Here is a 26,526-nt window from a genome sequence, read left to right as displayed (position 1 = left end):
GTTGTGCAAGATTTTTACCCCGGCTTGGGACAACGCGGCTTCAGACCGCGAACACCTGCGCGTCGTCCGCGAAGGCCTTGAACTCCAGCGCGTTGCCCGCCGGGTCCAGCAGGAACATCGTCCACTGCTCACCGGGCTCGCCCCTGAACCGCACGTACGGCTCGATGACGAACTTCGTGCCGGCGGCGGTCAGCTTGGCCGCCAGGGCCTGGAACTCGTCCACGGCCAGGACCAGGCCGAAGTGGGGGACCGGCACGTCGTGGCCGTCGACCGGGTTGCTGACGCGCTCGGTCCTCGGCGCGAGGTGGGTGACGAACTGGTGGCCGTGCAGGTTCCAGTCGATCCAGGTGTCGGAGCTGCGGCCCTGCTCGAGGCCGAGGGTCTCGCCGTAGAACTCGCGGGCGGCGGAGAGGTCGTCGACGGGCATGGCGAGGTGGAAGCGGGGGATGTTCGGCATGTAGGAATGTTAACATTCTGACAAGATGTCGTCTTGTTAACATTGCTCACATGACAGTGGGTCCGGCGCGACGGCGAGGTCTGGGCAGCGAGGTCGCGGACATGATCCGCGAGGCCATCTTCGACGGCGGCTACCCGCCGGGCAGCGCGCTGCGCGAGGTCGAGCTGTCCACGGCCCTGCAGGTCTCGCGCGGTCCCGTCCGGGACGCGCTGCGCGTGCTCGAACACGAGGGCCTGGTGCGCACCGAGTGGCACCGGGGCACCACGGTGGCCGAGCTGTCCCTCGAGGACGTTGCCGAGCTGGACAGCCTGCGGGGCGCCCTGGAGACGCTGGCCGTCCAGCGCGTGGTGGCCACGGGCGCCTCACTGGAGAAGATCGCCTCGGCGGCGCTGGAGATGGAGCGCGCCTCGACGCCGCACGAGATGGTGCGGTGCGACATCGCGTTCCACGACGCCGTGTACGCCGCCGCCGGCCACTCGCGCCTGACCCAGGCCTGGGAGGCGATCCGGTCGCAGGTGCACCTGTTCCTGATCACGCGGGTGCGACTGAGCGCGGACGGGTACCTGGAGCAGATCCGCGACGAGCACCGGGACCTGGTGGCCGCGCTGCGGCTGGGGAACGCGGAGGGGGCGCTGAAGCTGTTCGCGGAACACCGCAAGCACGCGTTCGACGTCCTCGCCTCTGGGTCCTGAGTCCGGCCGCGGTTGCTCCGAACGGGCTCATCGCCGCTCACGAACGCGTGGATCCACTGGGCCGAAAAGGTGATCGCGACGATCATCCGCACGTCGGCGCTCCTACGCTCGGCGGCGTGGACCTGCAGGCACTGAAGTACGAGGGCGACCCGCTCGCTGACGCCGTGATCGCGCACCTGATCGACAGCGGCAATCTGGACGAGGTCAACCAGGTGCTCGCGGAGTTCCGCGGCAACGACGAGCCCATCCCGGAGCACCTGCCGCCCGTGGTCCGCGACTACCTCGTCGCCACCGACGACCCGCCCGAGTGGATGGACGAGGACCGCGTCGCCCGCGCACACGAGTTCTTCGTCGACGACGGTGTGCACGTGGCTTCGGTGCTGTCGTTCGGTGCGATGGTCAACTGCTACGCGCAGCCCAGGCCGTCCCGGGTCCTCACGCTCACGCACCGGCTCAACCAGCCGCACCGCAGGCTGTCGGAGACGTCGCAGTTCGTGCTGAACATGATGGAGCCCAACGCTTTCGGCACGGGCGGCTCGTTCGTGCCGACCATCCAGAAGACGCGGCTGATCCACGCTGCGGTCCGCTACTTCGTCGGCCGCTCACCGGAGTGGGACCACGAGGCGGACGGCGTCCCGGTGTGCCAGCAGGACCTGCTCGGCGCGCTGCTGATCTTCTCGGTGCAGGTGATCGACGGCATGCGCCGCATCGGCGTCTCGGTGACCGACACCGAGGCCGAGGACTACTACCACGTCTGGCGCGTCGCGGGAGCCGTGCTCGGCATCCGCCCGGACGCGATGCCGGACACGCTGGCCGAGGCCGAAGAGCTCAGCAACACCCTGGTGCGGGCGTCCTACGCGCCGTCGAAGGAAGGCGTCGAGCTCACCAGGAACCTCGTCGAGCTGTACGAGAAGTTCATCCCCGGCAAGGCTTTCGACGGCGTGGTCGCGGCGATGGTGCGGCAGGTCGTCGACGAGGAGGTCGCGGACTGGCTGGAGGTCCCGCGCTCGCGGGGCTGGACCACGGCGGTGAGGACGGGCGCGAAGGTCATGGGCGTGTTCGAACGCGGCGAGGACCGCAGCCGGGTCGCCCGAGCCGTGCTCGACAAGGCGGGCGAACTGTTGCTCGGCGCGAGCGTCCGCAACCTCACCAACGGTCAGTCGACCACCCTGGTCGTGCCGGCCTGCCTCCGCCGCTGAGCACCCGTCAAAAGCTGCGTCCAACCCACCTCGCGCCAGCCCTCCCGCCACCGCGGCCGGCACGCGGGGACCCCGCGTGTCCTCCTAGGGTACGTAGGGTCCCCGTGTACGCTTGGAAACTTGAGTCGGGCTCGCTCAACTTGGGATGTGGGGGTAGCCCGGACAAGTCCTCAGGCCAGGTGCTTTAGAGCCAGCCGTGCTCGTGCGCGACCGAGAACGCCTCGGAACGGCCCGCGACACCGAGCTTGGCGACCGCGGCGGACAGGTGGTTGCGCACCGTCCCGGCGGACAACGACGTGCGCGCGGCGATCTCGGCGACCGGGGTGCCGAACTCGCTGAGCCGCAACACCTCCAGCTCGCGCTGCGTCAGCGGGCACGGGGGAGCGGCGAGCGCGTCGGCGGCGAGAGCCGGGTCCACCCAGCGCGAACCGGCGTGCACGCGGCGGATCACGTCGGCCAGCGTGCCGCCGGGCGATCCCTTGGGCAGGAAGCCCTTCGCTCCCGCGTGCAGGGCCTGCTGCAGGTGCGGCGGGCGGCCCCGGCCGGTCAGGATCACCACGGCGCACGACGGCAGCACGCGCGCCAGCTCCTCGGTGACCTCCAGGCCGTCCAGCACCGGCATCTGCAGGTCCACCACGGCCACGTCCGGGCGGTGTGCCCGCGCGGCCTCCACGGCGGCCCGGCCGTCGCCGGCGCGGGCCACCACCTCGAGATCCGGCTCCAGGCCGAGCAGTGCCGCGAGCGCGTCGCGGATCAGCTCCTCGTCGTCGGCCAGCAGGACCCTGATCACGCGGGCACCACGACCTGCAGCGTGAACACGTCCCCGGACTTCTCCACGGACACCTGACCACCCACGGCCGCGAGCCGCTCCCGAAGGCCGCGCACCCCGTTGCCCTCACTTGACGGCTTCTCGGTGCCGTCGTTCGTGACGGTCATCCGCACCTCCTCGCCGGCGACAGCGACGTCGATCATGCACCAGGTCGCGTGGCTGTGCCGCAGCACGTTGGTGCACGCCTCCCGCAACGCCAGCGCGAGCTGCGTGGCGCGCTCACCGTCCACCGGCACCTCCGAGACGGTGCACCGGATACCGGCCTCCTGCAGCACGTTCCGCACGGCCTCAAGCTGCTCTGGCAGGTTCACGGCGCGATAGCCGTGCACCGCGTCCCGCGCTTCTTCCAACGCCGAGGACGCCAGCCGTTGCGCCTCGAACGCCTCCGCCGCGGACCGCTCCGGGTCGGTGGCGGCGAGCCGCCCGGCCAGTTCGGACTTCAGCGCGATCACCGTCAGCCGATGCCCCAGGAGGTCGTGGACGTCCCGCGCGAACCGCAGCCGCTCCTCGCTCACCGCGAGCTCCGCCTGCGCCTCGCGCCCGGCCCGGGCCTGCCCGAGCAGTCCCGCGAACCACATCGGCAGCCCGGCCATAGCGATGATCGACAGCCCGACCGCCGCCGCGATCATCTGGTACGCCGTGTGGTCGCGGCCGACGAAGAACCCGACCAGGCCCGAGACCACGACCGAGCCGATCGCCGCCAGCCACCTCCAGGGGCCGGTCAGCAGCAACGGCGCGAACCCGGCCGAGGCGCCGCCGATCCACGCCCACGTCGACAGCTCCTCCGGCCCCACCGGCGCCACGAGCGGAATCGTCGCCAGCGTCGCGGCCACGAGCACCCACAGCGGCCCGCCCCGCAACGTCACCGCGTACGCCACGGCCAGCACCAGCAGTCCCAGCACCCCGAGCCAGCGCAGCGCGGACGGCTCGCGCAGCACCGAGATCAGCGGCACGGCGAGCGAGCTCAGCCACAGCACGTGGAGGGTGCCGCGCAGCGCGGTGTGCGGGAGATCGTTCATCGCCATCAGCCTAGAACCACACCATCAGGATCGTGACCGCGATGACCAGGTCGAACACGCCGCAGAACTCCGACCACCAGCGCGGCACGACGGCGTTGCGCACGTGGTGCACCAGGTCCCAGACGGCGTGCGCGCCCCACCCGAGCGCGATCAGCAGCACGCCGTTGTGCGGCGACACGAGGAGCACCGCCACGGCCAGCACCGCGTAGAGGCCGAACACGGCGAGCTGCGTCCGGGGCGCCCGCCGTCCCCAGAACAGGTAGGCGGCCTGGCACACCAGCAGGGTCCACACGGGAGGCACCACCGGCGCCTGCCAGAAGTCGAACGAGATCGCCAGCGCGATCACCGCGGGCCAGCGCTCACCCAGCGCCCGGACCACCGGGTTCGTGCTGGGCGTCCCGTGCTCGTGGCGGTAGAGGACCAGCACCGCGATCATCGCGGGCACCATCAGCAGGTGCCCGCCCATCTCGACGGCGTGCCCGTCCAGCACACCGAGCCAGTACGGCACCAGCAGCACGAGGTACGGCACGACCATCGCCGCGCACATTTCGAGGACCCGGCCGTGGCCGCGATAGCGCATCCACAACGCCATCGGCACGGACATCGAGACCGCCATCCACAGGGCGGCCAGCTCGACCTGTGCGGGCGTCCACAGGGGCCCGAGCAGGGCCATTCCGATGAGCATCGCCACGAGCATCTCTGCCCCGTGGCGCACCAGCGGCCGAACCGCCGGCGAAACCGTTGTCGTCATGCTTCGAGAATCGAAGAGACCCGCCGCAAGACCCATCCGTGCGTTGTCATGACTTCTCTGTGCGAAACGCACAGAAGAACTATGCGTTCACCTCGGCCCAGAGGGTCTTCCCGCCCGTGAACTCCCGCGTGCCCCAGCAGCGGGAGATCTGGGCGATCAACAGCAGCCCACGGCCTCGCGTGTCACCGAGACGCGACCGCCCCAGCTGCGGAAGTTCGGCCGGTGTGTGGTCGTCGACCTCCACCCGGATGAAGTCCGTGTGCCGTTGTACGCGCACGGCACGCGGCCCTTCGGCGTGCTCGTAAGCGTTGCTTGCGAGCTCCGTGCACACGAGCAGCACGTCGAGCCTGACGTCCTCCGGCAGGTCCCTCAACAAGGTTCCGATCCACGCGCGCATCGCGCTGAGATCCGGCTCGTCCTCCGGCAGGGTGTGCAAGGTCCTCGCGGAGGCGCTCAGCACCTCGGGGGTGTCCATATCCATCCCACCTCGTCCAGGTCAAGCCCTCCTGGTTGCTCAAGACGGCCGTCAGGGTGCGAAATACCACCGTGCGTGCTACCCCAAACGTGTGGACGGCTATGGCTTCAACCTCGCGCTGGTCGCGGTTCTGGTGTTGCTCAACGCGGCTTTCGCGGGCAGTGAGATGGCGTTCGTGTCGCTGCGCGAAGGTCAGCTGCGCTCGCTGGAACGCGAAGGGCACCGCCGGCTCGTCCGGCTCGCACGCGATCCGAACAGGTACTTCGCCACGGTTCAGATCGGCATCACGCTGTCGGGCTTCCTCGCCTCGGCGACCGCCGCGGTCTCGCTGGCGGCACCGGTCGTGCCGCTGCTGAGCTTCCTCGGAGACGCCGCGAACGGGGTCGCGATCGCGCTCGTGACCGTGGTCCTGACGTTCGTCACACTGGTCTTCGGGGAACTGGCGCCCAAGCGCCTCGCGATGCAGTACGCCGTGCGCTGGTCGAAGATCGTCGCCGGCGCGCTCGACCTGCTGTCGACGATCTCCCGGCCCGCGGTGTGGCTGCTGAGCAAGTCGACCGACCTCGTGGTGCGCGTGTTCGGCGGCGACCCGAACGCCGACGAGGAGCAGATGTCGGCCGAGGAGCTGAGGGATCTCGTTGAGGTGCAACAGCATCTGAACCAGGAACAACGCACGATCATGACGGGCGCGCTGGAGATCCACGAACGGCGGCTGCGCGAGGTCCTGGTGCCGCGGCGGCAGGTGACGATCGTCGAATCAGGTTTGGACACCCCCGCCGCTCGGGAAGTCCTGGCGAGGTCCGGTCATTCTCGGGCCCCGGTGACCAGGAACGGGCACCTCGACGACGTGGTCGGCGTGGTGCACCTGCGAGACCTGCTCGACGACACCGTGTCCCTCGTGGACGTGGCACGGGCGCCGATGGTGCTGCCCGACTCGGTGCGCGTCACGGACGCGTTGAGGCGCATGAAGGCCGAGCACGAGCAGCTGGCCCTGGTCGTGGACGAGCACGGCGCGGTGGACGGCATCGTGACCCTGGAAGACCTGCTGGAGGAGATCGTCGGTGAGATCTACGACGAGACCGACTCCGACGTGGTCGGGGTCAAGACCGGACCCGACGGGTCGATCGAACTGCCCGGCACGTTCCCGATCCACGACCTGGTGGACGTCGGCGTCGAACTGCGTGACGCGCCGTCCGGGCCGTACTCCACCATCGCCGGGCTGGTCCTGCTGATCCTCGGCCGCATCCCGGAAGAGCCCGGTGACGTGGTGGAGCTCTCCGGCTGGAAGATCGAGGTGCGGCAGGTCGAGCACCACGCGATCACCCTGGTGAGGCTGAGGTCACAGGCGAAACCGCGGAATGAAGTGGACGTCTGAACCGTTACACACTAGTGCAGCGGTGGTATGGGGCCGCTGCTCCGCAGACGGCGGCGAGTTCGCCTGGTAGCCGGTCATCCGGTCACCGCTACTCGCCGAATCGCCTGCGGCGGTTGACCAGAAGAGGCAACCGGACGACCGGCGCGAACCCGCGCCGGCTGACACACCTGCCAACGGATACGGGGGATTTGGCATGCCCGCAGATCTGAAGAACCGCGCGTCCGGGCAGCAGGACGCGGACCTGGTCGGCCAGTACCTGCGCGAGGTCGGGCGCACGCCGCTGCTGACCGCGTCCGAGGAGGTCGACCTGTCCCGGCGCATCGAGGCCGGCGTGTACGCCGCCCACCTGCTCCAGACCGGTGACAAGACGCGCGAGCCGCGGCTGCTGCGCCGGATCGTCGCCGAGGGCGAGCGCGCCAAGGACCACATGATCCGCGCGAACCTGCGCCTGGTCGTGTCGGTCGCGAAGAAGCACTCGTTCCGCGGCCTGCCGTTCGGGGACGTGATCCAGGAGGGCAACCTCGGCCTGATCCGCGCGGTCGAGAAGTTCGACTACGCCAAGGGCTACAAGTTCTCCACCTACGCGATGTGGTGGATCCGCCAGGCGATCGAACGCGGCCTGGCCGAGCAGACCCGCACCGTGCGCCTGCCGGTGCACGTGGTCGAAGAGGTCAACAAGCTCAAGAAGATCGGGCAGAAGCTGTCCGCGTCGTTCGGTCGCGAAGCGACGGTCGAGGAGATCGCCGCCGAGGCCAAGTGCTCGCCGTCGCGCGTGCAGGACATGCGGGACGCGGCGCGCACCTGCGTGTCGCTGGAGACGCCGGTCGGCGACGAGGGCGACTCGGTGCTGGGCGACCTGATCCAGGACACCGACGGCGTGTCCGCGCCGGACCTGGTGGAGCAGCAGGAGTTCATCGAGGGCGTTCGCTCCCTCCTGAACGTCCTGCCCGAACGGCAGGGCCGGATCATGCGCCTGCGCTACGGACTGGAGGACGGGCGTGCCCGCACCCTGCAGGAGGTCGCGGAGGAGCTCGGCCTGACCCGTGAGCGGATCCGTCAGCTGGAGAAGCAGTCGCTCGCCCAGCTCAAGCAGTCGGGCGACCGGGACGATCTCTTCGCGCTCGCCGGCTGACGCTTCAAAGGCTTTTGAGCGTTTCTGTGAAGTAGTGCAACGTGAGCTCCGCGTCCCGCGACTGTTCGTGCGGGGCGCGGAGCTTTTCCGCGAAGCCCGCGATGTCGTCGACGGCCCACCGCAGCGCGTAGAAGGCGCTGTCACCGCCGGCCAGCCAGAGGTCGCGTTCCGGCGGGGCCAGTCCGACGGTGTCCCAGTCGACCAGGACCAGGCCCTGCGGCGTGTGGATCACGTTGCCCGCGTGGGGTTCTCCGTGCGTGACCACCCGCTCGTCCGTGAGTTCTCCGGCGAGCAGGTCCAGTTCGGCCAGTTTCTCGCGGACGATCCCGGTGTGGGCCACGAAGATCTCGCGCGCCTGCTCCGAGAACCACTCGCCGGGCTCGTCGAGCAACGCCGCCAGCACGGCCGCGGCCGGGACGTCGATCGGGGCTACCGGGGTGTCCGCCGGTGGTTCACAGCGGTGCAGCGCCGTCAGCAGCTCGGTCACCCCGGCGTGGACCGGATCGCCGAACGACCCGGATCTGCCCGTGACGTAAGGGAAGACGCTCAGCGCGTAGCGGTCGTTGAGCAGGACCACGGTCTCGCCGTCGTCCGATCGCACCGGTGCCACGACGAACGGCAGTTGCTCGCCCAGACTCGCCGCGGTCTCCATCGCTTGGCGCAGACCGGCCAGCGGCTTGGTCGTCAGGTCCGACACCGAGGTGAACCACCGGTCGTAGACGGTCCAGTGGTAGTCGCCGAAGCCGACGGGGGCGAAGACCGGTTTCCCGGTGATGCCGTACCTGGCCAGGCCGGCCTTCAGCTCGTGTTCGGGCAAGCCGCTCGGAAGATCCTCCACGGTGCACGAAGTTAGCGCCTCGAATGGCACGATGTCCCGCGTGAACGTTTCTGCCGTGTTGCGCACCCTGGCGCGGTTGAGTGCCGCTGAGCAGCCGCAGAAGCTCGTCCTCGACCTCACCAAGGCGGCCGGGCTGCTCTGGCTCGGCGACCACGAGCCGTCGTGGCGGGCGATCACGCTCGTGCAGGAGGGTCCGCACTGGACGCCGGTCTCGTGGACCGCCCCGAAGCAGGCCCGCGCCGAGGTCGAGCACCTGGCCGCGTACGACGCGCTGCACCAGGAGGACCGGTTGCTGCGGCTGGGCTGGGCGTTCCTCGCCGGGCCGGCGCAGATCGGCGGGCAACGGCGCCGTGTGTGCCTGCCGCTGGTGTCACGGCCGGTGCGCCTGCACCACGGGCTCGGCCTCGGCTACGCCTACCACGTCGCCGGTGACGCCGGGGTGTTCCCGCTGATCGACGACTGGGCCACGACCGCCGAGCGGGAGGCCGCGCTCGCGCCGACCAAGGCGTGGATCACGCGGACGTTGCGGCTCGCGGGATTCGAGGACGTGCCGATCGTGCACGACGACCCCAAGAAGCTGATCTCCGGCAGCGAGCTCGTCGTCGCGATGGGAGCCGGGCTGCACGCGGGTGAGCCCGTCGTGAGCACCGAGCACGGCACGGCGCTGTACGACTGGTCGGGCAAGAAGGGCATCGACGGCACGGCGTTCGCGGCCCTGTACGGCGCCGCCGCCGAACCGGACCACCACGACGAGCCGATCAGTTCGGCGTTGCCGCTCAGCCACAGCCAGATGCGCGCGGTCGAGCACGCTCGCCGGGCCCGGATCACGGTCGTGGGCGGGCCTCCCGGTGCGGGCAAGACGCACACTCTCGCGGCGTTGGCGCTCGACGCCGTGGCAGCGGGGAAGTCCGTGCTCCTCGCCAGCCGCACGCGCAACGCCGCCGACGTGCTCGGTGGTGCGCTGAGGAAAGCGGGCGGGCCGGTGCCGGTGCTGTTCGGTGACTCCGAACTGCGGCAGGAGATGGCGCGCGAACTGAGCGACGGGCTGACCGCCACGAGCAATCCCGAGCGCCTGAACGAACTCGATCGCGTCCGGCGTGCGGCCGCCGCCGCTGTCGCCCGTGTCGAGCGCACGGCCGGCGGCTCGCTCACCGACGAACAACTGGCCGCTGAAGCCAAGAAGCACCAGGCGTTGATGCCGGCCCATCGGGCCGTGGCGCCGAAAGCGTTCGACGCGGGCGTGGATTTCACCGCGCTGCAAGGACTTCTCCAGCCGCGCACGGGATTCCTCGGTGGACTGCGGACCGGATGGGCGGTGCGGAAGGCCCGCGGTCTCGCCGGTGCGGGCGAGGTCTCGGTCGAGGACCTCCGCGCCGCGGTCGAGGCGGCAGAGCAGACCGCCGCGTCCGTCCGGCTCGGGGCGAACGGCGGCACGGCGTTCGGGGAGCTGCGGCCGTTGCTGGCCGAGCAGGACGCCGCGAGCCGCACGGCCACGGCCACGTGGCTCAAGGAGTACTCGGTGAGCAGCCGGGGTGCGGGTGCGCGCCGGGCGGTGGCGGCGCTGGCGAAGGCGTTGCGGTCCGGGCGGGCGGCCCGGCGGCGCGGACTCGCCGAGATCGACAGCGCGGATCTGGTGGCGGCACTGCCGTTGTGGGTCGGCACGCTGTCCGATGTGGAGGACATCCTGCCGCCCGTGCCCGGCATGTTCGACCTGGTGATCATCGACGAGGCCAGCCACGTCGACCAGCCGCTGGCCGCTCCCGCGTTGCTGCGCGGCCGGTCCGCGGTGATCGGCGGTGATCCCCGGCAGCTGCGGCACGTGTCGTTCGTCAGCGACCAGGCGGTGCAGGCGGCGGTCGACGCGGAGGGCACCCAGGACCTGCGCGACCGGCTGGACGTGCCGAAGGTGAGCCTGTTCGACGCGGGCGCGGCGACGGCGGGCGTGCACTGGCTCGACGAGCACCACCGCTGCGCCCCGCACCTGATCGGGTTCGCGGCGGCGAAGTTCTACGACGGCAAGATCGCGCTGCTCACCACGCACCCGTCGATCGCGGACGTCGACTGCATCGACACCGAACGCGTCGACGGCGACCGCACCGCGAAGGGCGTCAACCAGACCGAGGTCGACGCCGTGCTCGCCCACGTCCGCAAGCGCGTGGCCGCGGGCGTGCGCTCGATCGGCGTCGTGACCCCGTTCCGCGCGCAGGCCGACGCGCTGGAGGAAGCGCTGCTCAGCGAGCTCACGCTGGACGAGATCACCACCGGTGGCGTGCGCGTCGGCACGGTGCACGGCGTGCAGGGCAGCGAGTTCGACGAGGTGGTGATCAGCCTCGCCGCGGACGCCAAGCCGGGCGCGTGGCGGTTCGTCAACGACCCCAGCCTGCTCGCCGTGCTGACCACCCGCGCGCGCCGGAAGGTGCACGTCATCACGTCCGCGCCCGAACCGCCGGGCCTGATCGGCGAGTACCTGCGCCACGCCGACGTCGCGCCGACCGAGACCGCCGGTGCCGAACCCGAGGACGAGTGGACTACGCGCCTCGCGCACGAACTGCGGGCCGCGGGCCTGACCGTGCGCACGGGCTATCCGGTCGGGCAGTGGCGAGTGGATCTCGTGGTGGGGGAGAAGGACGACGCCGTCGCGGTGGAGACGCGCCCGCACCCTTCCGGAGTGCGGGCGCATCTCGCTCGCTGGCGTGCACTCACCCACGCGGGGTGGCGCGTGCACGACGCGTTCGGCAGCCGGTTCGGCGACGACCCGGCGCGTGCCGCCGTGGAACTGACCCAGGAGCTACCTGCGGCTGGGCTTGAACAGCGGCTCGGCTGAGGCGACCGACGGCAGGAACGGGTTCGGGTTCGCCGGGCACACCGTGCCGACGGGCGGCAACGCGCCGTTGAGCAGGTACGCGTTCGTGTGGTCGGTCGCGCACTTGCTGACCCCGTACGCCGTGTGCCCCCAACCCGCGTAAGCGAGCAAACGGCTACCCGCGAGCTGACGATTGGCGGCCTGCGCGCCGCGGAAGTCCGTCACACCGTCGAAGTAGTTGCCCACCACCAGAACCGGCGCGCTGGTGCGGGTGCGCCACGGCCCGGTGAAGCGGTCGGGGTTGGCCGGCCAGTTCGCGCACGCCGCGTTGCCCCACCACCACGCCGGTCCGAACTCCGAACCCGCTTCGGCGTACCGGGAGATCGCCCTGTAGGAGTGGAAGTCGCGCGGGTACTCGATGTCCGCGCACGCGTTGCCGTTGTAGGCGTCGAACCCGTTGGGGTAGTCCGGTTCCGCCGCGGCGGACAGCGACCCGGCGGCCGCGTCGGACAGCTGGTCGAAGAACGCGGCGGCGTCCGGCCAGTCGCTCGGCGAGTACATGGCGCCGATCGCGGCGTTGATCACGGCGTCGTAGGTGAAGACCTGACCACCGAGCTCGATCGGCTTGGCGCGCACCGACTTCAGCAACGCGTCCCAGCGCTTCTCCGACTGCGGCCCGAAGACGCACGCGGCCTCGTCGCAGGTGCGGAGGAACTCGCGGAACTCCTCCTTGGTCGCGATGCGGTCCGACTCGATCTGCCGGCCGCTCGACCACAGCTCGGGATCGAGCACGCCGTCGATCACGAGCGCGCGGATGTTGTCCGGGAACAGGTTCGCGTAGGTCGCGCCCAGGAACGAGCCGTAGGAGAAGCCCAGGTAGCTGATCTTGCGGTCACCGACGGCGCGGCGCAGCAGGTCCATGTCCCGTGCGACGTCGGCGGTGCTCATGTGCCGGGCGATCCGCTGGTCGTCGCGGCATTCGGGGCCGAGCGAGCGGTAGCGGTCGAAGAACGGCCGCTCCTGCGCCGCCTGGTACGGGAAGCCGGGGATGCCCTCGAAGAACTTGCCGAGGTCCTCCTCGCTCTGGAAGCAGTGCAGCGGATCGGATCTGCCGACGCCGCGCGGGTCGAACCCGACGATGTCGAACCGGCCCTGGAGGTTCGCCGACAGGGTGTTGCCGGCGCCGAGCGCGAAGTCCACGCCCGAGCCGCCCGGCCCGCCGGGGTTCAGGAACAGCGACCCGATCCGGCGCGCGGAGTCCGTCGCGGGCTTGCGCGCCAGCGCGACGGTGGTCGTGGCGCCGCGCGGGTCGTCGTAGTCGAGCGGCACCTTCACGGAGGCGCACTCGAAGCCGGGGTGTTCGGGCCCGCAGGCCGCCCAGTCGATCTTCGGGACCTGCGCGCCACCTCCCGAGGCCTGTACGGCGGGTGTGCCGGTGATCATGAGCGCGGCCGCGGCGGCCAGCACGGTGAATCGCATAGACAAGCTCCCCTCTCGTCCGCAGAAGCGCTCTTCCTACCGGCTCGCCACCGGCCCCGTCGACCGCCGAAAGTCGTGACCGGCCAGTTGGGACGCGTTGTCGAGGAACGGGTTCGGGTTCGCCGGGCACACCGTCCCCTCCGCGGGCAACGAACCGGTGAGCAAGTAGGAGTGGATGTGGTCGATCGCGCACTGACTGCGCCGGTACGCGATGTGCCCCCAGCCCGCGTACTCCAGCAGGCGACTGTTCGGCAGCTGCCGCGCGACCGCCTGCGCGCCCCGGAAGTCGGTGGAGCCGTCGAACCGGTTGCCCACCACCAGAACCGGCGCGGACGTGCGGGCCCGCCACGGCCCGGTGTAGCGGTCGGGGCTGGCGGGCCAGTCCGCGCAGGCGCTGGTGCTCCACCACCAGTAGGGACCGAACTCCGACCCAGCCTCGGCGTAGCGGGACACCGCCCGGAACGCGCCGAACGTGCGCGGGAACTCCGTGTCCGCGCACGTGGTGCCCAGGTTGGCGTCGAAGAAGTTGTCGTAGGCGGGCGCCGCCGTCGTCGCCGAGGGTCCCGCTTCGGAGACGTCGGCGAGCTGGTCCAGCACCGCGGCGACGTCCGTCCAGCTCTCCGAGGCGAACCCGGCGAACAGCGCCCACGCGATCACCGCGTCGTAGGTCCACACCTCGGTCCCGAGCGTGATCGGCTGGGCGCGCACCGAGTCCAGCAACGCGTGCCACCGCTGCTTCGAGTTCGGCCCGAAGGCGCACGAGGCCTCGTCGCAGAGCCGGAAGAACTCGTCGAGCACCTCTTTCGTGGCGATCCGATCGGCCTCGATCTGACGCCCGCTCGACCAGAGCTCGGGGTTCAGCACGCCGTCGATCGCGAGGGCGCGAATGGTGTCCGGGAACATGTTCGCGTAGGTCGTGCCGATGTACGAGCCGTACGAGGTGCCGAAGTAGGTGAGCTTGCGGTCGCCCAGCGCGCGGCGCAGCAGGTCAAGGTCGCGCACGACGTCGGCGGTGCTCATGTGCCGTGCGATCGGCTGGTCGCATTTGGTCGCCAGCGAGCGGTATCGGTCGAAGAACGGCCGCTCCTGCGCGGGCTCGTACGGGAAGATCGGTCCCGCGGCCAGGAACTCCGCCCGCTCCTGGTCGGACGCGAAGCAGCGCAACGGGTTCGACCGGCCGATGCCACGCGGGTCGAAGCCCACGACGTCGAACCGGCCCCGCACACCGGCCGACATCTTCTCGCCCCACGCCCACACGTAGTCGATGCCCGAGGCACCGGGGCCGCCGGGGTTGAAGAGCAACGACCCGATGCGGCCTGCCCGATCGGTGGCGGGTTTGCGCGTCAACGCCACCGTCGTGGTCGCACCGCGCGGCTCGTCGTGGTCGAGCGGCACCGTGATCGTGGCGCACTCGAAACCGGGGCGTGCCGGCGCGCACGCCGCCCAGGCGATCGGCGGAGCGGGAGGTGCGGCGTGGGCCGGCGGTGTGAGGGTGACCAGGAACGCCACCACGACTCCGAGCACGAAGAAGCGCATGGGGAGTTCATAGCCGCGCTCAGTCGGAGCGTCGATGCTTTTGGCGAACTCCCAGATGATCCGCGATCTGGTCGTGGATGGGCGTGCTCATCACGACCGGGCTCGCCGGCGGGGTCTGTGGTGTCGCCGCGGGTGTGTCCTGGTTGTCAGGCATGAAGGGAGCGTAGGGATGGTCATCGACCCCTCAGGACGCTGATCGAGGAATCACACCAGTCGTACCCCAAGAGGTGAAGCGCGTTCCCCCTGTCTATACCCAGCGTGATACCTCGGACCTGCTACCGGACCCCCTGTGGGTGCCCCCGATGGAGTTAACGCGCATTGCCCGGCAACGTGGAATCTCACCGGACGGACGCGCGCTTGCGTGATCTCGCGGCCATGCTGAACGATCGGATCGAGGGCGGACGAGCGTGGAGCGTGACGATGGTCAGCGGCAAGCCGGGCATCGCCAAGCGGCAGCTCATCCTGCTCACCGGCAGGGCGCACCCCGAGCTGGCCGAGGCCGTGGCCAAGGACCTGGGCGTCGCCATCACCCCGCAGGCCGCCTACGACTTCGCGAACGGCGAGATCTTCGTCCGCTTCGAGGAGTCGGTGCGCGGCGCGGACGCGTTCGCCATGCAGAGCCACATCGCACCCGTCAACGACTCGCTGATGGAGCAACTGCTGATGGTCGACGCGCTGAAACGCGCCTCGGCCAAGCGCATCACCGCGGTCGTGCCGTCCTATCCGTACGCACGGCAGGACCGCAAGTACGCCGGCCGCGAACCCGTGTCGGCCCGCCTGGTCGCGGACATGTTCCGGACCGCCGGCGCCGACCGGATCGTCACGGTCGACCTGCACACCGCGCAGGCCCAGGGCTTCTTCGACGGGCCGGTCGACCACCTGCACGCGATGTGGCTGCTCTGCGACCACGTCGGCAGCCGCTACCGGGGCGAGGACCTCACGATCGTCTCCCCGGACGCCGGCCGCACCAGGCTCGCCGAGAAGTGGGCCGACCTGCTCGGCGGCTGCCCGATCGCGTTCATCCACAAGACGCGCGACCCGTTGCGCCCCAACGCGGTCCTGGCCAACCGCGTCGTCGGGGACGTCGAGGGCCGCACCTGCGTCGTGGTCGACGACATGATCGACACAGCGCTGACGAGCACGACGGCGGCCCGGCAGTTGCTGGAGCAGGGCGCGAAGGACGTGGTGCTGGTCGCGACGCACGGCGTGCTGTCCGGCGACGCCCACGACCGGCTCGTCGCGAGCAAGGCGCGCGAGGTGATCCTCACCGACACCCTGCCCATCCCGCCCGAGAAGCGGTTCCCCGGCCTGACCGTGCTGAGCATCGCGCCGCTGCTGGCCCGCGCCATCCAGGAGGTCTTCGAGGACGGCTCGGTGACGAGCCTGTTCGACGGCAACGCCTGACCGGTCCGGGAAGCCCGCGCGGCGCTTCCGTGTTGGTATGGGGCATGGGCGACAACGAGCGTGGCCGGGTTCGGGTCGAGCACTCGGCGAAGCGGGTCCGTGCGTACTTCGGTGGCGAGCTGGTCGTGGACACGACCTCGCCGCGCCTGGTCTGGGAGATCCCCTACTACCCGGCCTACTACCTGCCCCTGTCCTCCGTGCGCGCCGAGCTGAAGCCGACGGGGGAGACCAAGCGCTCGCCGAGCCGGGGCGACGGCGTGGTGCACGACGTCGTCGTGAACGGGCGCACCGCGCAAGGGGCGGCGCTGACCTATCCCGACTCCCCGTTCGAGGAGCTGCGGGACCTGGTCCGGTTCGAGTTCTCGGCGATGGACGAGTGGCTCGAAGAGGACGAACCGATCTACGTGCACCCGCGTGACCCGTACACGCGCGTCGACGTGCTGAGCAGCTCACGGCACGTGCGAGTGGCGTTGGACGGTGTGACGCTGGCGGCGTCCTCGCAGCCGCGGATCCTGTTCGAGACGCTGTGTCCACCGCGCTACTACCTGCCGTTGAGCGATGTCCGGTTCGATCTGCTCAGGCCGTCGGACACGCAGACGCAGTGCCCGTACAAGGGCACGGCCACGTACTGGTCGGTCGAGGTGAACGGGGTGACCCACGACGACCTCGTCTGGATCTACCGGTCGCCTCTGCCCGAGAGCCAGAAAATCGCTGGAATGGCGTGCTTCTTCAGTGAGAAGGTCGACCTCTTCGTCGACGGCGAGCTCCAGGAGAAGCCGAAGACTCCCTGGTCATAGCCACTGCGAGCGAGTCGTAGTTCACACACTGCAAAGTTGCAGTGACTGCAAAACGATCCTGTACTCTTGCCTCGTGAACCAGCCGGGGGAGAGCCTGCGCGACCGCAAGAAGCGCCGCACCCGTGCCGCGCTCGAGCGGGCGACCGTGCGTCTCGCCGCCGAGAGGGGCTACGACCACGTCACCGTGGAGGAGATCGCCGCCGAGGCCGACGTCTCGGTGCGCACCTTCTTCAACTACTTCGCGAGCAAGGACGAGGCGCTCATCGGCGCGGACCCCGAGGCGGGCCCGCGCATGGCCGAGCGGATCCTCGCCTTCCCCGACGCCGTCACGCCGTTCGAGGCGTACCGGTCGTCGGTGCTCGCGGAGATCACCGACGAGCTGAACAACGCCCGCGACCTGTGGCTGCTGCGCAAGGAAGTCCTCATGCAGCGGCCGGATCTGCTGGTCCGCGCGTTCGCGAACAGCGCCGAGTCCGAGCAGCTGCTCGCGGACGCGGTGGGACAGCGGGCAGGGCTGCCCGAGTCCCACGTGTACCCGCGGCTGCTGGTCGCCGCCGGCAGCGCCGCGTTCCGCTGCGCGGTGACGCGCTGGGCGCGCGACGACAGCGTCGCGCTGGGCGAGCTCGTCAGCGAGGCGCTCGACCTGTTCGGCACCGGGCTGGCTCACGCACCACGCCGTCACGAAGGGGGATCATGAGCATCGAGGCAGAACCAACACCGGTCCACAGCAAACGCGAAGTCGTCCAGGCCATGTGGGGCCTGATGCTCGGCATGTTCGTGGCCATCCTCGCCGGCACCGTCGTGTCGAACGCGCTGCCGCGCATCGTCGCCGAGCTGAAGGGCTCGCAGTCGATCTTCGCGTGGATCGTGACGGCCGAGCTGCTCGCGATGACCGCAACCGTGCCGTTGTGGGGCAAGCTCGCCGACCTCTACAGCCGCAAGCTGCTGATCCAGGCGTCGCTGAGCCTGTTCGTCGTCGGCTCGCTGATCGCGGGCTTCTCGCAGAACGTCGAGATGCTCATCGTCAGCCGCGTCGTGCAGGGCCTGGGCGCCGGTGGCGTCACGGCGCTCGCGACGATCGTGATGGCCGCGATGATCCCGCCGCGTGAGCTCGGCAAGTACTCCGGCATGTTCGGCGCGGTGTTCGGCGTCGGCACCGTCGCGGGCCCGCTGATCGGCGGCGTCCTGGTCGACACCTCGTGGCTCGGCTGGCGCTGGTGCTTCTTCATCGGCATCCCTTTCACCCTCGCCGCGATCTACATGCTCCAGCGCACGCTGCGCCTCCCGGTCGTGCGCAACGAGAAGACGAAGATCGACTACCTGGGCGCGTTCCTGATCGTGTCCGGCGTCTCGACGCTGCTGATCTGGTCGTCGCTGGCCGGCCAGAAGTTCGAGTGGGCGTCGGGCTGGACCGCCGGTCTCGTCTCGCTCGGCGTGCTGCTGCTCGTGGCGGCCGTCCGCGTCGAGGCCACCGCGCACGACCCGATCGTGCCGCTGTCGATCTTCCGCAACCGCACCGTCTCACTGGCGACCATCGCGAGCGCCCTGGTCGGCATCGCGATGTTCGGCGGCACGGTCTTCCTCTCGCAGTACTTCCAGCTCTCGCTCGGCAAGACGCCGACCCAGGCCGGTCTGCTGGGCCTGCCGCTGATCTTCGGCCTGCTCATCTCGTCCACCGTGGCCGGTCAGATGATCACGAAGTTCGGCAAGTGGAAGGCGTTCCTGGTCGCCGGTGGCGTGTTCATGGTCGGCGGCATGCTGCTGCTGTCCACGATCACCGCGCAGACCAGCGTGTTCATGGTGTCCGTGCACATGTTCGTGCTCGGCGTCGGCGTCGGCCTGATGATGCAGAACCTGGTCCTCGCGGCGCAGAACGACGTGCCGGCCAAGGACCTCGGCGCCACCACGTCCACGCTGACGTTCTTCCGCTCGCTGGGCGGCGCGATCGGCGTCTCGGCGCTCGGTGCCGTGCTGGCCAACAAGGTCTCGTCGCTCGCGGCCGAGAAATTCGGCCCGATGGGCGGTCTCACCGGCGGCGAGGGCACCGTGCCGGACATCTCGGTGCTGCCGCCCGAGATCAAGGCCGTTATCGCCGACATCTACGCGACGGCGACCGCGGAGATCTTCCTGGTGGGCGCGCCGTTCGCGGTGCTGGCGCTGCTCGCGGTGGTGTTCATCAAGGAGAAGCCGCTCAAGGAGACGAGCGGTGACGACCGGCTGGCGGCGGAGATGGCCGCGGGTCACTGAGTCCGTTCGTTCCGTCGAGGCCCTCGACCTTCGTGGTCGGGGGCCTCGGTGCGTTCAGAGCCGCGGGAGCTGTTCGTCTGGCTGCGGCTAGCGGCCCTGTTCCAGGCGGATGAGGTAGGCGAGAAGTCGCGTACGCCTTCGGCGGCGTCGAGCCGCGCTCCTCGCCGTCGGGACCGTAGTCGTTTCAGGGGTCCTCTTCGGCAGCCTGCCAGAAGTTCTGGACCCCTGACTTTCGTCAGGGGTCCACCGTGTCTTTCAGGTCGGGTGTCTCCCCGCGCTGATCCCTACGTTCTGTCCCATGGTTCTCTGGGGTGCAGCACTCACGCTGCTGGTGTCCACGTACATGGGAGAGGCGTCCCTTCCGGGCGTCGCCGTCGCGATCACCAAGGGAGACCAGGTGATCGCGGTCCAGGGCTTCGGCCACGACTCGGCCGGCGCGCCGATCACCGCGAACTCCAGGATGGCGATCGCCTCCGTCAGCAAGTCGTTCACGGCGCTCGCGGTCCGGCAGCTCGCGGACGCCGGGAAGATCGATCTCGACCGCCCGGTCCTCGGCTCGCGGGTCACGCCGCGGCAGCTCCTGGCGCACGAGTCCGGGATCAGCGACCGGACGCTGCCGGAGAAGAGCCTGCCGCAGCCCGGCAACGCGGCCGGGGCGGTGGAACGGGCCCGCGAGGCCCTGCGGGAGGCCGTGCCCGACGGCGAGTTCCGCTACACCAACACGAACTACCACCTGCTCGCGCGGCTGGTCGAGCAGGCTTCGGGCGAGAACTTCAACGCGTACTTGAAGAAGCACGTCTTCGAGCCGTTGGACATGAAGGACACGGTGGCGATCGACGTGACACCACGGGATCTGCCGCCGGACTTCCGCAAGGGGTACGGCTACGCCTACGGGTTCTCGGTGCCGCTGACCGAGCCGGACCGGTTCGTCACGGGCTCGGACGGGGTGATCAGCACGGCGGCGGACATGGCGAAGTGGCTGGCCGCGCAGCCGAAGCTCGGCCCGCGTGACGGCATGGGGTGGGGAGCGGACGCGGAGGGACGGTTGCGGCACAGCGGCATCTGGTTCACGGGCACGGCCGGGCAGCTGCTGACGTCGTCCGGGTACGGCATCGCGGTGATGTCCAACAGCGGGTTCACGCTCGGCAACGAAGGTACGCACGTGCTGGAGAACGCGATCGCCGGCGTCCTCGACGGCGAACAACCGCCGGAGCCGGAGTCGTACCGGCTGCTGACCGATCTCGTGCTGGCCGGGCTGACGTTGTTGTCGGTCGGGCTGGGGATTCGCGCGTTGCGGCGGCCCCGGAGGTTCCACAAGGCGTGGCAGGTCTTGAGGTTCGTGCCGCTGGGCGTGCTGCTGGCGTTGCCGGTGTTGCTCGGGCTGCTGTACGGCGGTGGGCGCGACATCACGTTCGTCCAGCTGGCGCACTACTCGCTGCCGCTTGTGGTGTGGTTGGGCGTGTCCAGCACGATGAACCTGACTCTGGCGGTCGTGAGGTGGGTGCGATGAGGGTCGTGGCGCTCGGGGTCTGCGTGGCCGCCGCGTTCGGCACGTCGTTCTTCATGGAGGAGAACGTGCCGCCGTGGACGATCGTGGTGTGCGCCGGGCTGTTCGTCGCCGCCTTCCTGCTCGGCAGGAGGATGGCGCCGGGCTGGCCCGCGATCATGTTCGCCGCGGCGGGCTTCATCGGGTTCACCCAGCTGATCGTCGTCGGGCTGTCGGTGGCGCTGCCGTGGTTCCTCGGCCGCGTCGCGGGGCAGCAGGCCGCGTTGGCCGCCGCCGAGGTGGAGGCCGCTCACCTGCGTGAACGCACCCGGATCGCGCACGAGGTCCACGACACGCTGGGCCACGAGCTCAGCCTGCTGGCCCTGCAGGCGGGTGCGCTGGAGCTGAACCTGCCTCCCGAGCACCAGCAGGCCGCGGCCCAGCTCCGGGTGACCGCCTCCGCCGCCACGGAACGGCTGGCGGCCCTGGTGTTCCTGCTGCGCGACGGTGAACCGCCCGCCGTGGCCGACCTGCGCGACCTCGTGGATCGCGCCGTGGCGGCCGGGATGCAGGTCGAGTTCACAGTGGAGGGTGACATCCCGTCCACTGTGGAACGCACGGTGCACCGGGTGGTGCAGGAAGCGCTGACGAACGCCGCCAAGCACGCGCCGAAGTCCGTCGTGGAGGTGAAGGTGACGTCGGGGGAGGGCAGCACCGTGGTGGAGGTGGGCAACGAGGCCGGGTTGCGCCGGGGCGCGGGCAGCCGGCTGGGGCTCGTCGCGTTGCGGGAACGGGTGCGGATCGCCGGCGGTACTCTCCGGGTCAGCCGCGACGAGGGCCGGTTCGAGCTGGTCGCGACGGTGCCGCACACGGGGGAGCTGTGATCCGGGTTCTGCTCGCGGACGACGAGGTGCTGGTGCGCGCGGGTGTGCGGGCCATCCTCGGCGCCGATCCCGAACTCGCGGTCGTCGCGGAGGCGGCGGACGGCCGCGAGGCGATCGACCTGACGTTGAAGCACCGGCCCGACGTCGTGCTGATGGACATCCGGATGCCTCGCCTCGACGGCCTGGAGGCGGCACGCGAACTGGCCCGCCTCGGGTTCGGCGTGGCGATGCTGACCACGTTCAACGACGACGGCTACCTCGAACGGGCGCTGGACGGCGGCGCGCGCGGGTTCCTGCTGAAGTCAGGAGATCCGCGCGAGCTCATCGCCGGTGTGCACGCGCTCGCGTCCGGCGGCGCCTACCTGGCGCCCAAGGTGGCGGCCCGGATGATCACGCGGTTCCGCGGCGGGCGGGTCGGGCAGGCGCGGTCGCAGGTGGAGTCGCTGACCGCGCGCGAACGCGACGTGCTGGCGCTGCTCGGCGAGGGCCTGTCGAACGCTCAGATCGCCCGGCGCCTCGACCTGGTCGAAGGCACCGTGAAGGGGCACGTGAGCGCGATCCTGAGCCGCCTGGGCGCGGAGAACCGCGTCCAGGCGGCCATCGTGGCCCACGAGGCGGGCCTGGTCGGCTAGAGAAGCTCCCTCAGAACGGGAAGTGGCCGTGCTCGCTCGCGATCGTCACCCAGCGCGTCGCGGAGAACGCCTCGATGCCCCAGCGGCCGCCGAACCTGCCGTACCCGCTGGACTTCACGCCACCGAACGGCGCCTGCGGCTCGTCGTCCACCGTCTGGTTGCCGACGTGCACGATGCCGGTGCGGATGCGTTGCGCCAGGCCGAGTCCGCGCCGCGAGTCCTCGGTGAGGATGCCCGCGGTGAGGCCGTGCTCGGTGTCGTTCGCGATCGCCACGGCCTCGTCGTCGTCGGCGACGGGCACGACGATGACGGCCGGGCCGAAGATCTCCTCCTGGAACACCCGCATCTGCGGAGTGACGCCGTCGAGCACGGTCGCGCCGCCGTTGCCGCCCGCACGGACGGTGGCGCCGTTCGCGACCGCGTCCTCCACCAGCGCGGCGACTCGTGCGGCCGCTCGCGGGTTGATCACGGGACCGATCACGGTGCCGGGGTCGGCGGGGTCGCCGTGCGGCAGCGAAGCGACCTTGGCCGCGAGCTTCGCGGTGAACTCCTCGGCCACGGCCCGGTGCACCAGGATGCGGTCGGTCGACATGCAGATCTGGCCCGCGTTGTGGAACGCGCCGAACGTCGCCGCGTCCACCGCGTGGTCGAGGTCGGCGTCGTCGAGCACCAGCAGCGAGTTCTTGCCGCCGAGCTCCAGCACAGCGGGCTTGAGGTGTTGTGCGGCAAGGGTTCCGACGATCCGGCCGACCTCGGTGGAGCCGGTGAAGTTCACGGCGCGCACGCGCGGGTCGCTGATCAGCGCCTCGGCGACCGCGGCGGCGTCCTCCGGGGCGTTCGTCACGACGTTGAGCACACCGTCCGGCAGCCCGGCCTCGCGCAGCACGTCGGCGATCAGCAGCCCGGCCGCGATCGGCGCGTCCTCGCTGGGCTTGAGCACGACGGTGTTCCCGGCGGCGATCGGCGCCGCCACGGCCCGCGTGCTCAGGATGACCGGCGCGTTCCACGGCGCGAACGCCGCGACGACGCCGAGCGGCTCCCTCACCGCGAGCGACAGCTGACCGGGCACGTCCGTCGTCAGCACCTCGCCGACGGGCTGGGTGACCGCCGCGGCGGCTTCGCGCAGAACGTTCGCCGCCAGCACGACGTTGAACCCCGCCCACCCGCCGACGCCGCCGACCTCGGCGGCCATCAGGGCGACGACCTCGGCCGTCCTGGCCTCCAGCCCGTCCGCGGCCCGCAGCAGGATCCGGCGCTTCACGGACGGCGACGTCGCCGCCCACCCGGCGAACGCCTGCTCGGCGGCGTCGACTGCCCGCGTGACGTCCGCGGGACCGGCCGCCGCGACGACGGCGTGGACCTCGCCGGTGAAGGGGTTGAGGTCGTCGGTGGTGCGGCCGTCCAGCGCCGGAACGCTGTCGCCGCCGATGAGGAGCTCACGTTTTTCGCTTGCCACGGTCACGGATTCAAACGGCAGACCGCCTGATCATCCAAGCCCGGCTTCCGGTGGGTGGAAACTCGGCTCCAGCATCCGCGCGATCCCCCGAGCCGCCACCTGCAACGCCGCGACCAGCCGGGCCCGCACGTTGCGCAGATCGGGCACCACGATCCCGAGCGCCGCGACGACGTGCCCGTCCACCTCGACCGGCACGCCCACACTGCACGCCCCGAGCGTCATCTCCTCGAACGTCTGCGCGTACCCGTCCCGCCGGATCCGGTGCAGTTGAGCCCGCATCCGCCCGGGCTCCGTGACCGTGAACGCCGTGATGCGCGTCAGCCCGTGCGTGAGCACCTCCTCCTGCACTTCCTTCGGGGCGTGTGCCAGCAACACCTTCCCGACCCCGGTCGCGTGCAACGGCAACCGGCTCCCGGTGGTGCTCACGATCGGCACCGACGCGTGCCCGGAGACCCGGTCCAGGTACAGCACCTCGGTCCCCTCCCGCACGGCCAGGTGCACCACGGCGCGGGTCGCCGCGTGGATGTCGTGCAGGAACGGCTCCGCGACCCGGCTCAGCTCCACCTCCCCGGCGGCCAGCAGCCCGAGCCGCCAGATCCGCCGGCCGATCACGTACTCGCCGGAGTCCAGCCGCCGCACCGCGCCCCACTCCGCGAGCTCCGCGAGCAGCCGGTGGGTGGTGCTGATCGGCAGCCCGCTGCGCCGCGCGATGCCGCTCAGCGTCTGGCGGCGGTGCCGGCTGTCGAAGGTGCCGAGCAGCGACAGCAGCTTGGAGGAGACGGTGGCGGCCACCAGGGGGATTCTGCCCGGTCCGTCCACACGGCACACGAGGCGCTCGGCACCGCCGAGCGGCGAGGGCCGGGAGAAAGTCGTTTCGGACGCACGGGAGTCACCGGTGACACTGGGCGGGTGACGTACCTGGGTGAGGGCTGGGACAGCACGGCCGTCCTGGTCGGCGGACGCTGGGTGGAACGGCGGCCGCGCCGTCCGGAGATCGGGCCGCAGCTCGTGCGCGAGTCGGTGGTGATGCCGTGGCTCGCGCCCCGGTTGCCGCTGCCCGTCCCGGTTCCCGTGGTCGTGTCCGAGGCACCGGTGGTGGTGCGGCACGAGCTGGTGCCGGGGGAGGAGCAGCACTCGCTCAACGCCGTTCAGGGCCGCCAGCTGGGCGAGTTCCTGCGTGCCCTGCACGCCGCACCCGTCGCCGAGGCCGTCGAACGAGGCGTCGGCCCCCGGGAGCTGCCGGTCGAACGCTTCCAAGCCGAGGTGCGCGTACCGGGCGCCGAGGACCTGCTCGCCGCGCTCGACGGACTGCCCGCCGACACGCTCGTCCACGGCGACCTCGGTCCCGAGCACGTGCTGGGCCGCGACGGCGTGCTGACCGGCGTGATCGACTTCGGCGACCTGCACATAGGCGACGCCGCCATCGACCTCGCGTGGGCGCTGCACTGCACGCCGCCCGAGTTCGCCGACGCTCTCGCCGACACCTACGGGGTCACGCGCGACCTGCGGGAGCGGGCCCTGATCTGGCACCGGCTGGGACCGTGGCACGAGGTCCTGTACGGCAACGACATCGGTGACCAGGAGATGGTGAAGGTTGGGCTGGCTGGAGTACAGGACCGGCTTGGAATCCGGGTAACCCACGGCTGACAGCCACTGCCGAGGAGGACGAGATGCCCTGGGTTCGCCGCCACCGCCGCAGCGCCCCGTACAGCTGGTTCCGCACCACAACGGTCCGCAGCCACTACCGCAGGCCGCAGGGTTCCATGTGGATCCCGATCGTGGTGGCAATCGCCGTGATCGTGCTGCTCATCGCTCTGTTCTGAGGGTAGGGTCGGGTGCATGGGACAGTTGGGCGAGTTGTTCCCCGGCCCCAAGGTCCGCCGCGAGGCGACGGACGCGGGCACGGGCGAGGACTACGAGGAGACCGGACCGCTCGACCTCACGGCGGGCGCGGTCCGCTTGAGGCCGCGCCCGAAGCCCGCCCCGCAACCCGAGAGCACCGACGGCACCGAGTGATCACCGGTACTACCCTTGCCCGGTGCTAGCCGGGCTGCTCTTCCTCATCCCCGCCACCTTCTTCGTCATCGGCGTGATCCGTGACCGCCGAAGGCTGAGCAACGCCGTCTGGCTCGGCATCGCGCTGGTGATGCTGCTCCTGCTGCTGGCGGAGGCCGGGCGGGACAACCCGGTGCTGAACATGCCGCTGCTGCTCGCGTTCATGCTGGCGGTGCTGGGCCTGCTGCTGCTCCCGCTCGCGTTGCTCGCCAACGGCGTGGTCATGGTCCGCCGCGAGGGCCGCTCGCTGGGCAACCTGTTGTCGTTGCTCGCGGGCCTGGCCCTGCTCGGCGAGATGGCCTACTTCGCGTGGGGCATCACCCAGCCCAACGACTGGATCCGCGGCTCCGCGTTCGGGTTGTTCCTGGTGTCCGCGTACGTCGCGTTCCTGTTCGTGAGCCTGCTGCTGTACTCGGTGATCTACGGCCGCACCGGCCGCCGCCACGGGTTCGACGGCATCGTGGTGCTGGGCGCCGGGCTGATCGGGGACCGCGTGCCCCGGCTGCTGGCGAGCCGGCTCGACCGCGCGCTGCGGCTCTACCACCGCGACCGCGAGGCCGGCCGGTCACCGGTGATCGTGGTGTCGGGCGGGCAGGGTTCGGACGAACAGGTGTCCGAGGCGTTCGCCATGAGCCGGTACCTGCTCGAACGCGGTGTGCCGGAGGACGACGTCGTGCTGGAGGACCAGGCGACCACGACCGAGGAGAACCTCCGCTACAGCAAGGCGTTGCTCGCCGAGCGGGGCCTCAACGGCCGGGTCGTCGCGGTCACGAACAACTACCACGTGTTCCGCACCGCCGTGCTCTCCCGCAAGCAGGGCCTGCGGTTGCAGGTCATCGGCGCGCCGACGGCCTGGTACTTCGTGCCCAGCGCGTTCCTGCGGGAGTTCGTGGCGCTCCTGGTGCGCAACCCCGTCGTGCACGGCCTGGCGTGCGCCCTGCTGATGGCGGGCGGGCTCGCGCTGACCCAGATCGGCTGAT

Annotated in this window: 26 protein-coding genes; 16 read left to right on the top strand and 10 right to left on the bottom strand. The window is 70.6% G+C overall.

Translation table 11 applies throughout. The annotated features are described in order from the left end of the window. Window positions 1-40: 40 nt before the first annotated feature. Complete coding sequence (locus tag AB0M48_RS03850; protein WP_363835770.1) at window positions 41-457, bottom strand: VOC family protein; 417 nt, start codon at window positions 455-457, stop codon at window positions 41-43. A 50-nt stretch (window positions 458-507) separates the two neighbouring features. Here AB0M48_RS03850 and AB0M48_RS03845 point away from each other — a divergent pair, with 50 nt between their 5' ends. Next, window positions 508-1,149 carry a GntR family transcriptional regulator gene (locus AB0M48_RS03845; RefSeq protein ID WP_363835769.1) on the top strand — a complete coding sequence of 214 codons (642 nt, stop codon included), beginning with the start codon at window positions 508-510 and terminating at the stop codon, window positions 1,147-1,149. Between the two features lie 116 nt (window positions 1,150-1,265). Then, window positions 1,266-2,348: an oxygenase MpaB family protein gene (locus tag AB0M48_RS03840; RefSeq protein WP_363835768.1), complete on the top strand. Its 1,083-nt coding sequence runs from the start codon at window positions 1,266-1,268 to the stop codon at window positions 2,346-2,348. A gap of 184 nt (window positions 2,349-2,532) precedes the next feature. Here AB0M48_RS03840 and AB0M48_RS03835 read toward each other — a convergent pair whose 3' ends face one another. The 4 genes from AB0M48_RS03835 to AB0M48_RS03820 all read right to left on the bottom strand — a co-directional run bounded on the left by AB0M48_RS03835 (window position 2,533) and on the right by AB0M48_RS03820 (window position 5,422). Continuing rightward, a complete protein-coding gene (locus tag AB0M48_RS03835) occupies window positions 2,533-3,138 on the bottom strand; it encodes a response regulator transcription factor (RefSeq protein ID WP_363835767.1) in 606 nt (201 codons plus the stop codon). Next, a complete protein-coding gene (locus AB0M48_RS03830) occupies window positions 3,135-4,196 on the bottom strand; it encodes a histidine kinase (RefSeq protein WP_363835766.1) in 1,062 nt (353 codons plus the stop codon). Before AB0M48_RS03830 ends, AB0M48_RS03835 begins: the two co-directional genes overlap by 4 nt. 10 nt (window positions 4,197-4,206) lie before the next feature. Further along, on the bottom strand, window positions 4,207-4,947 hold the full coding sequence (locus AB0M48_RS03825) for a hypothetical protein (protein WP_363835765.1): 741 nt from the start codon (window positions 4,945-4,947) through the stop codon (window positions 4,207-4,209). A 79-nt stretch (window positions 4,948-5,026) separates the two neighbouring features. Further along, window positions 5,027-5,422, bottom strand: a complete 396-nt coding sequence (locus AB0M48_RS03820; RefSeq protein ID WP_363835764.1) for an ATP-binding protein — start codon at window positions 5,420-5,422, stop codon at window positions 5,027-5,029. Window positions 5,423-5,513: 91 nt separating this feature from the next. On the opposite strand from AB0M48_RS03820, the gene AB0M48_RS03815 reads away from it, so the two are divergent. Then, complete coding sequence (locus AB0M48_RS03815; RefSeq protein WP_363835763.1) at window positions 5,514-6,797, top strand: hemolysin family protein; 1,284 nt, start codon at window positions 5,514-5,516, stop codon at window positions 6,795-6,797. A 193-nt stretch (window positions 6,798-6,990) separates the two neighbouring features. Beyond that, entirely contained in the window at window positions 6,991-7,929 is a 939-nt protein-coding gene (locus AB0M48_RS03810; RefSeq protein WP_363835762.1) for a sigma-70 family RNA polymerase sigma factor, read from the top strand. Between the two features lie 4 nt (window positions 7,930-7,933). Here AB0M48_RS03810 and AB0M48_RS03805 read toward each other — a convergent pair whose 3' ends face one another. Next, window positions 7,934-8,767 (bottom strand): phosphotransferase, encoded by an 834-nt coding sequence (locus AB0M48_RS03805; protein WP_363835761.1) that lies wholly within the window; start codon window positions 8,765-8,767, stop codon window positions 7,934-7,936. A gap of 40 nt (window positions 8,768-8,807) precedes the next feature. Between AB0M48_RS03805 and AB0M48_RS03800 the strand changes: the two genes are divergently transcribed. Further along, on the top strand, window positions 8,808-11,591 hold the full coding sequence (locus AB0M48_RS03800; RefSeq protein WP_363835760.1) for an AAA domain-containing protein: 2,784 nt from the start codon (window positions 8,808-8,810) through the stop codon (window positions 11,589-11,591). Here the strand turns inward: AB0M48_RS03800 and AB0M48_RS03795 are convergent. Next, a complete protein-coding gene (locus tag AB0M48_RS03795) occupies window positions 11,556-13,049 on the bottom strand; it encodes an alpha/beta hydrolase (protein WP_363835759.1) in 1,494 nt (497 codons plus the stop codon). The genes AB0M48_RS03800 and AB0M48_RS03795 overlap by 36 nt on opposite strands. A gap of 36 nt (window positions 13,050-13,085) precedes the next feature. After that, on the bottom strand, window positions 13,086-14,585 hold the full coding sequence (locus tag AB0M48_RS03790) for an alpha/beta hydrolase (protein WP_363835758.1): 1,500 nt from the start codon (window positions 14,583-14,585) through the stop codon (window positions 13,086-13,088). 420 nt (window positions 14,586-15,005) lie between these two features. Here AB0M48_RS03790 and AB0M48_RS03785 point away from each other — a divergent pair, with 420 nt between their 5' ends. The 7 genes from AB0M48_RS03785 (at window position 15,006) to AB0M48_RS03755 (ending at window position 22,035) form a co-directional block, all read left to right on the top strand. Beyond that, the gene (locus tag AB0M48_RS03785; protein ID WP_363835908.1) at window positions 15,006-15,989 is read left to right on the top strand and encodes a ribose-phosphate diphosphokinase; all 984 of its coding nucleotides are present in this window, start codon (window positions 15,006-15,008) and stop codon (window positions 15,987-15,989) included. A 44-nt stretch (window positions 15,990-16,033) separates the two neighbouring features. Further along, window positions 16,034-16,786 (top strand): DUF427 domain-containing protein, encoded by a 753-nt coding sequence (locus AB0M48_RS03780; RefSeq protein ID WP_363835757.1) that lies wholly within the window; start codon window positions 16,034-16,036, stop codon window positions 16,784-16,786. Window positions 16,787-16,859: 73 nt separating this feature from the next. After that, on the top strand, window positions 16,860-17,483 hold the full coding sequence (locus tag AB0M48_RS03775) for a TetR family transcriptional regulator (protein WP_363835756.1): 624 nt from the start codon (window positions 16,860-16,862) through the stop codon (window positions 17,481-17,483). Beyond that, window positions 17,480-19,033, top strand: coding sequence for an MDR family MFS transporter (locus tag AB0M48_RS03770; protein WP_363835754.1), 1,554 nt, complete (start codon window positions 17,480-17,482; stop codon window positions 19,031-19,033). Before AB0M48_RS03775 ends, AB0M48_RS03770 begins: the two co-directional genes overlap by 4 nt. A 298-nt stretch (window positions 19,034-19,331) precedes the next feature. Further along, window positions 19,332-20,543: a serine hydrolase domain-containing protein gene (locus tag AB0M48_RS03765; RefSeq protein ID WP_363835753.1), complete on the top strand. Its 1,212-nt coding sequence runs from the start codon at window positions 19,332-19,334 to the stop codon at window positions 20,541-20,543. Then, window positions 20,540-21,403, top strand: coding sequence for a histidine kinase (locus AB0M48_RS03760; RefSeq protein ID WP_363835752.1), 864 nt, complete (start codon window positions 20,540-20,542; stop codon window positions 21,401-21,403). Before AB0M48_RS03765 ends, AB0M48_RS03760 begins: the two co-directional genes overlap by 4 nt. Further along, a complete protein-coding gene (locus tag AB0M48_RS03755) occupies window positions 21,400-22,035 on the top strand; it encodes a response regulator transcription factor (RefSeq protein ID WP_363835751.1) in 636 nt (211 codons plus the stop codon). Before AB0M48_RS03760 ends, AB0M48_RS03755 begins: the two co-directional genes overlap by 4 nt. A 10-nt stretch (window positions 22,036-22,045) precedes the next feature. Here the strand turns inward: AB0M48_RS03755 and AB0M48_RS03750 are convergent, their stop codons facing one another. Together AB0M48_RS03750 and AB0M48_RS03745 are read right to left on the bottom strand one after the other, a co-directional pair. Beyond that, window positions 22,046-23,491 (bottom strand): aldehyde dehydrogenase family protein, encoded by a 1,446-nt coding sequence (locus AB0M48_RS03750; RefSeq protein WP_363835750.1) that lies wholly within the window; start codon window positions 23,489-23,491, stop codon window positions 22,046-22,048. Between the two features lie 30 nt (window positions 23,492-23,521). Next, on the bottom strand, window positions 23,522-24,283 hold the full coding sequence (locus AB0M48_RS03745; RefSeq protein ID WP_319989572.1) for an IclR family transcriptional regulator: 762 nt from the start codon (window positions 24,281-24,283) through the stop codon (window positions 23,522-23,524). Between the two features lie 117 nt (window positions 24,284-24,400). Between AB0M48_RS03745 and AB0M48_RS03740 the strand changes: the two genes are divergently transcribed. From AB0M48_RS03740 to AB0M48_RS03725, 4 genes are read left to right on the top strand one after another with little or no spacing between them, the layout of a single operon-like run. Next, window positions 24,401-25,138, top strand: a complete 738-nt coding sequence (locus AB0M48_RS03740; protein WP_363835749.1) for an aminoglycoside phosphotransferase family protein — start codon at window positions 24,401-24,403, stop codon at window positions 25,136-25,138. 23 nt (window positions 25,139-25,161) lie between these two features. Continuing rightward, window positions 25,162-25,314, top strand: a complete 153-nt coding sequence (locus AB0M48_RS03735; RefSeq protein WP_363835748.1) for a hypothetical protein — start codon at window positions 25,162-25,164, stop codon at window positions 25,312-25,314. Between the two features lie 16 nt (window positions 25,315-25,330). Further along, a complete protein-coding gene (locus tag AB0M48_RS03730; RefSeq protein WP_319989568.1) occupies window positions 25,331-25,507 on the top strand; it encodes a hypothetical protein in 177 nt (58 codons plus the stop codon). Between the two features lie 22 nt (window positions 25,508-25,529). Then, window positions 25,530-26,525 carry a YdcF family protein gene (locus tag AB0M48_RS03725; RefSeq protein ID WP_363835747.1) on the top strand — a complete coding sequence of 332 codons (996 nt, stop codon included), beginning with the start codon at window positions 25,530-25,532 and terminating at the stop codon, window positions 26,523-26,525. The last annotated feature ends 1 nt before the right edge of the window (window position 26,526 follow it).

This window comes from Lentzea sp. NPDC051208, from assembly GCF_040682435.1.
Lineage (GTDB): Bacteria > Actinomycetota > Actinomycetes > Mycobacteriales > Pseudonocardiaceae > Lentzea > Lentzea kristufekii.
The sequence above is the reverse complement of the archived record's forward strand: the minus strand, read 5'-3'. Positions and strand labels throughout refer to the sequence as shown.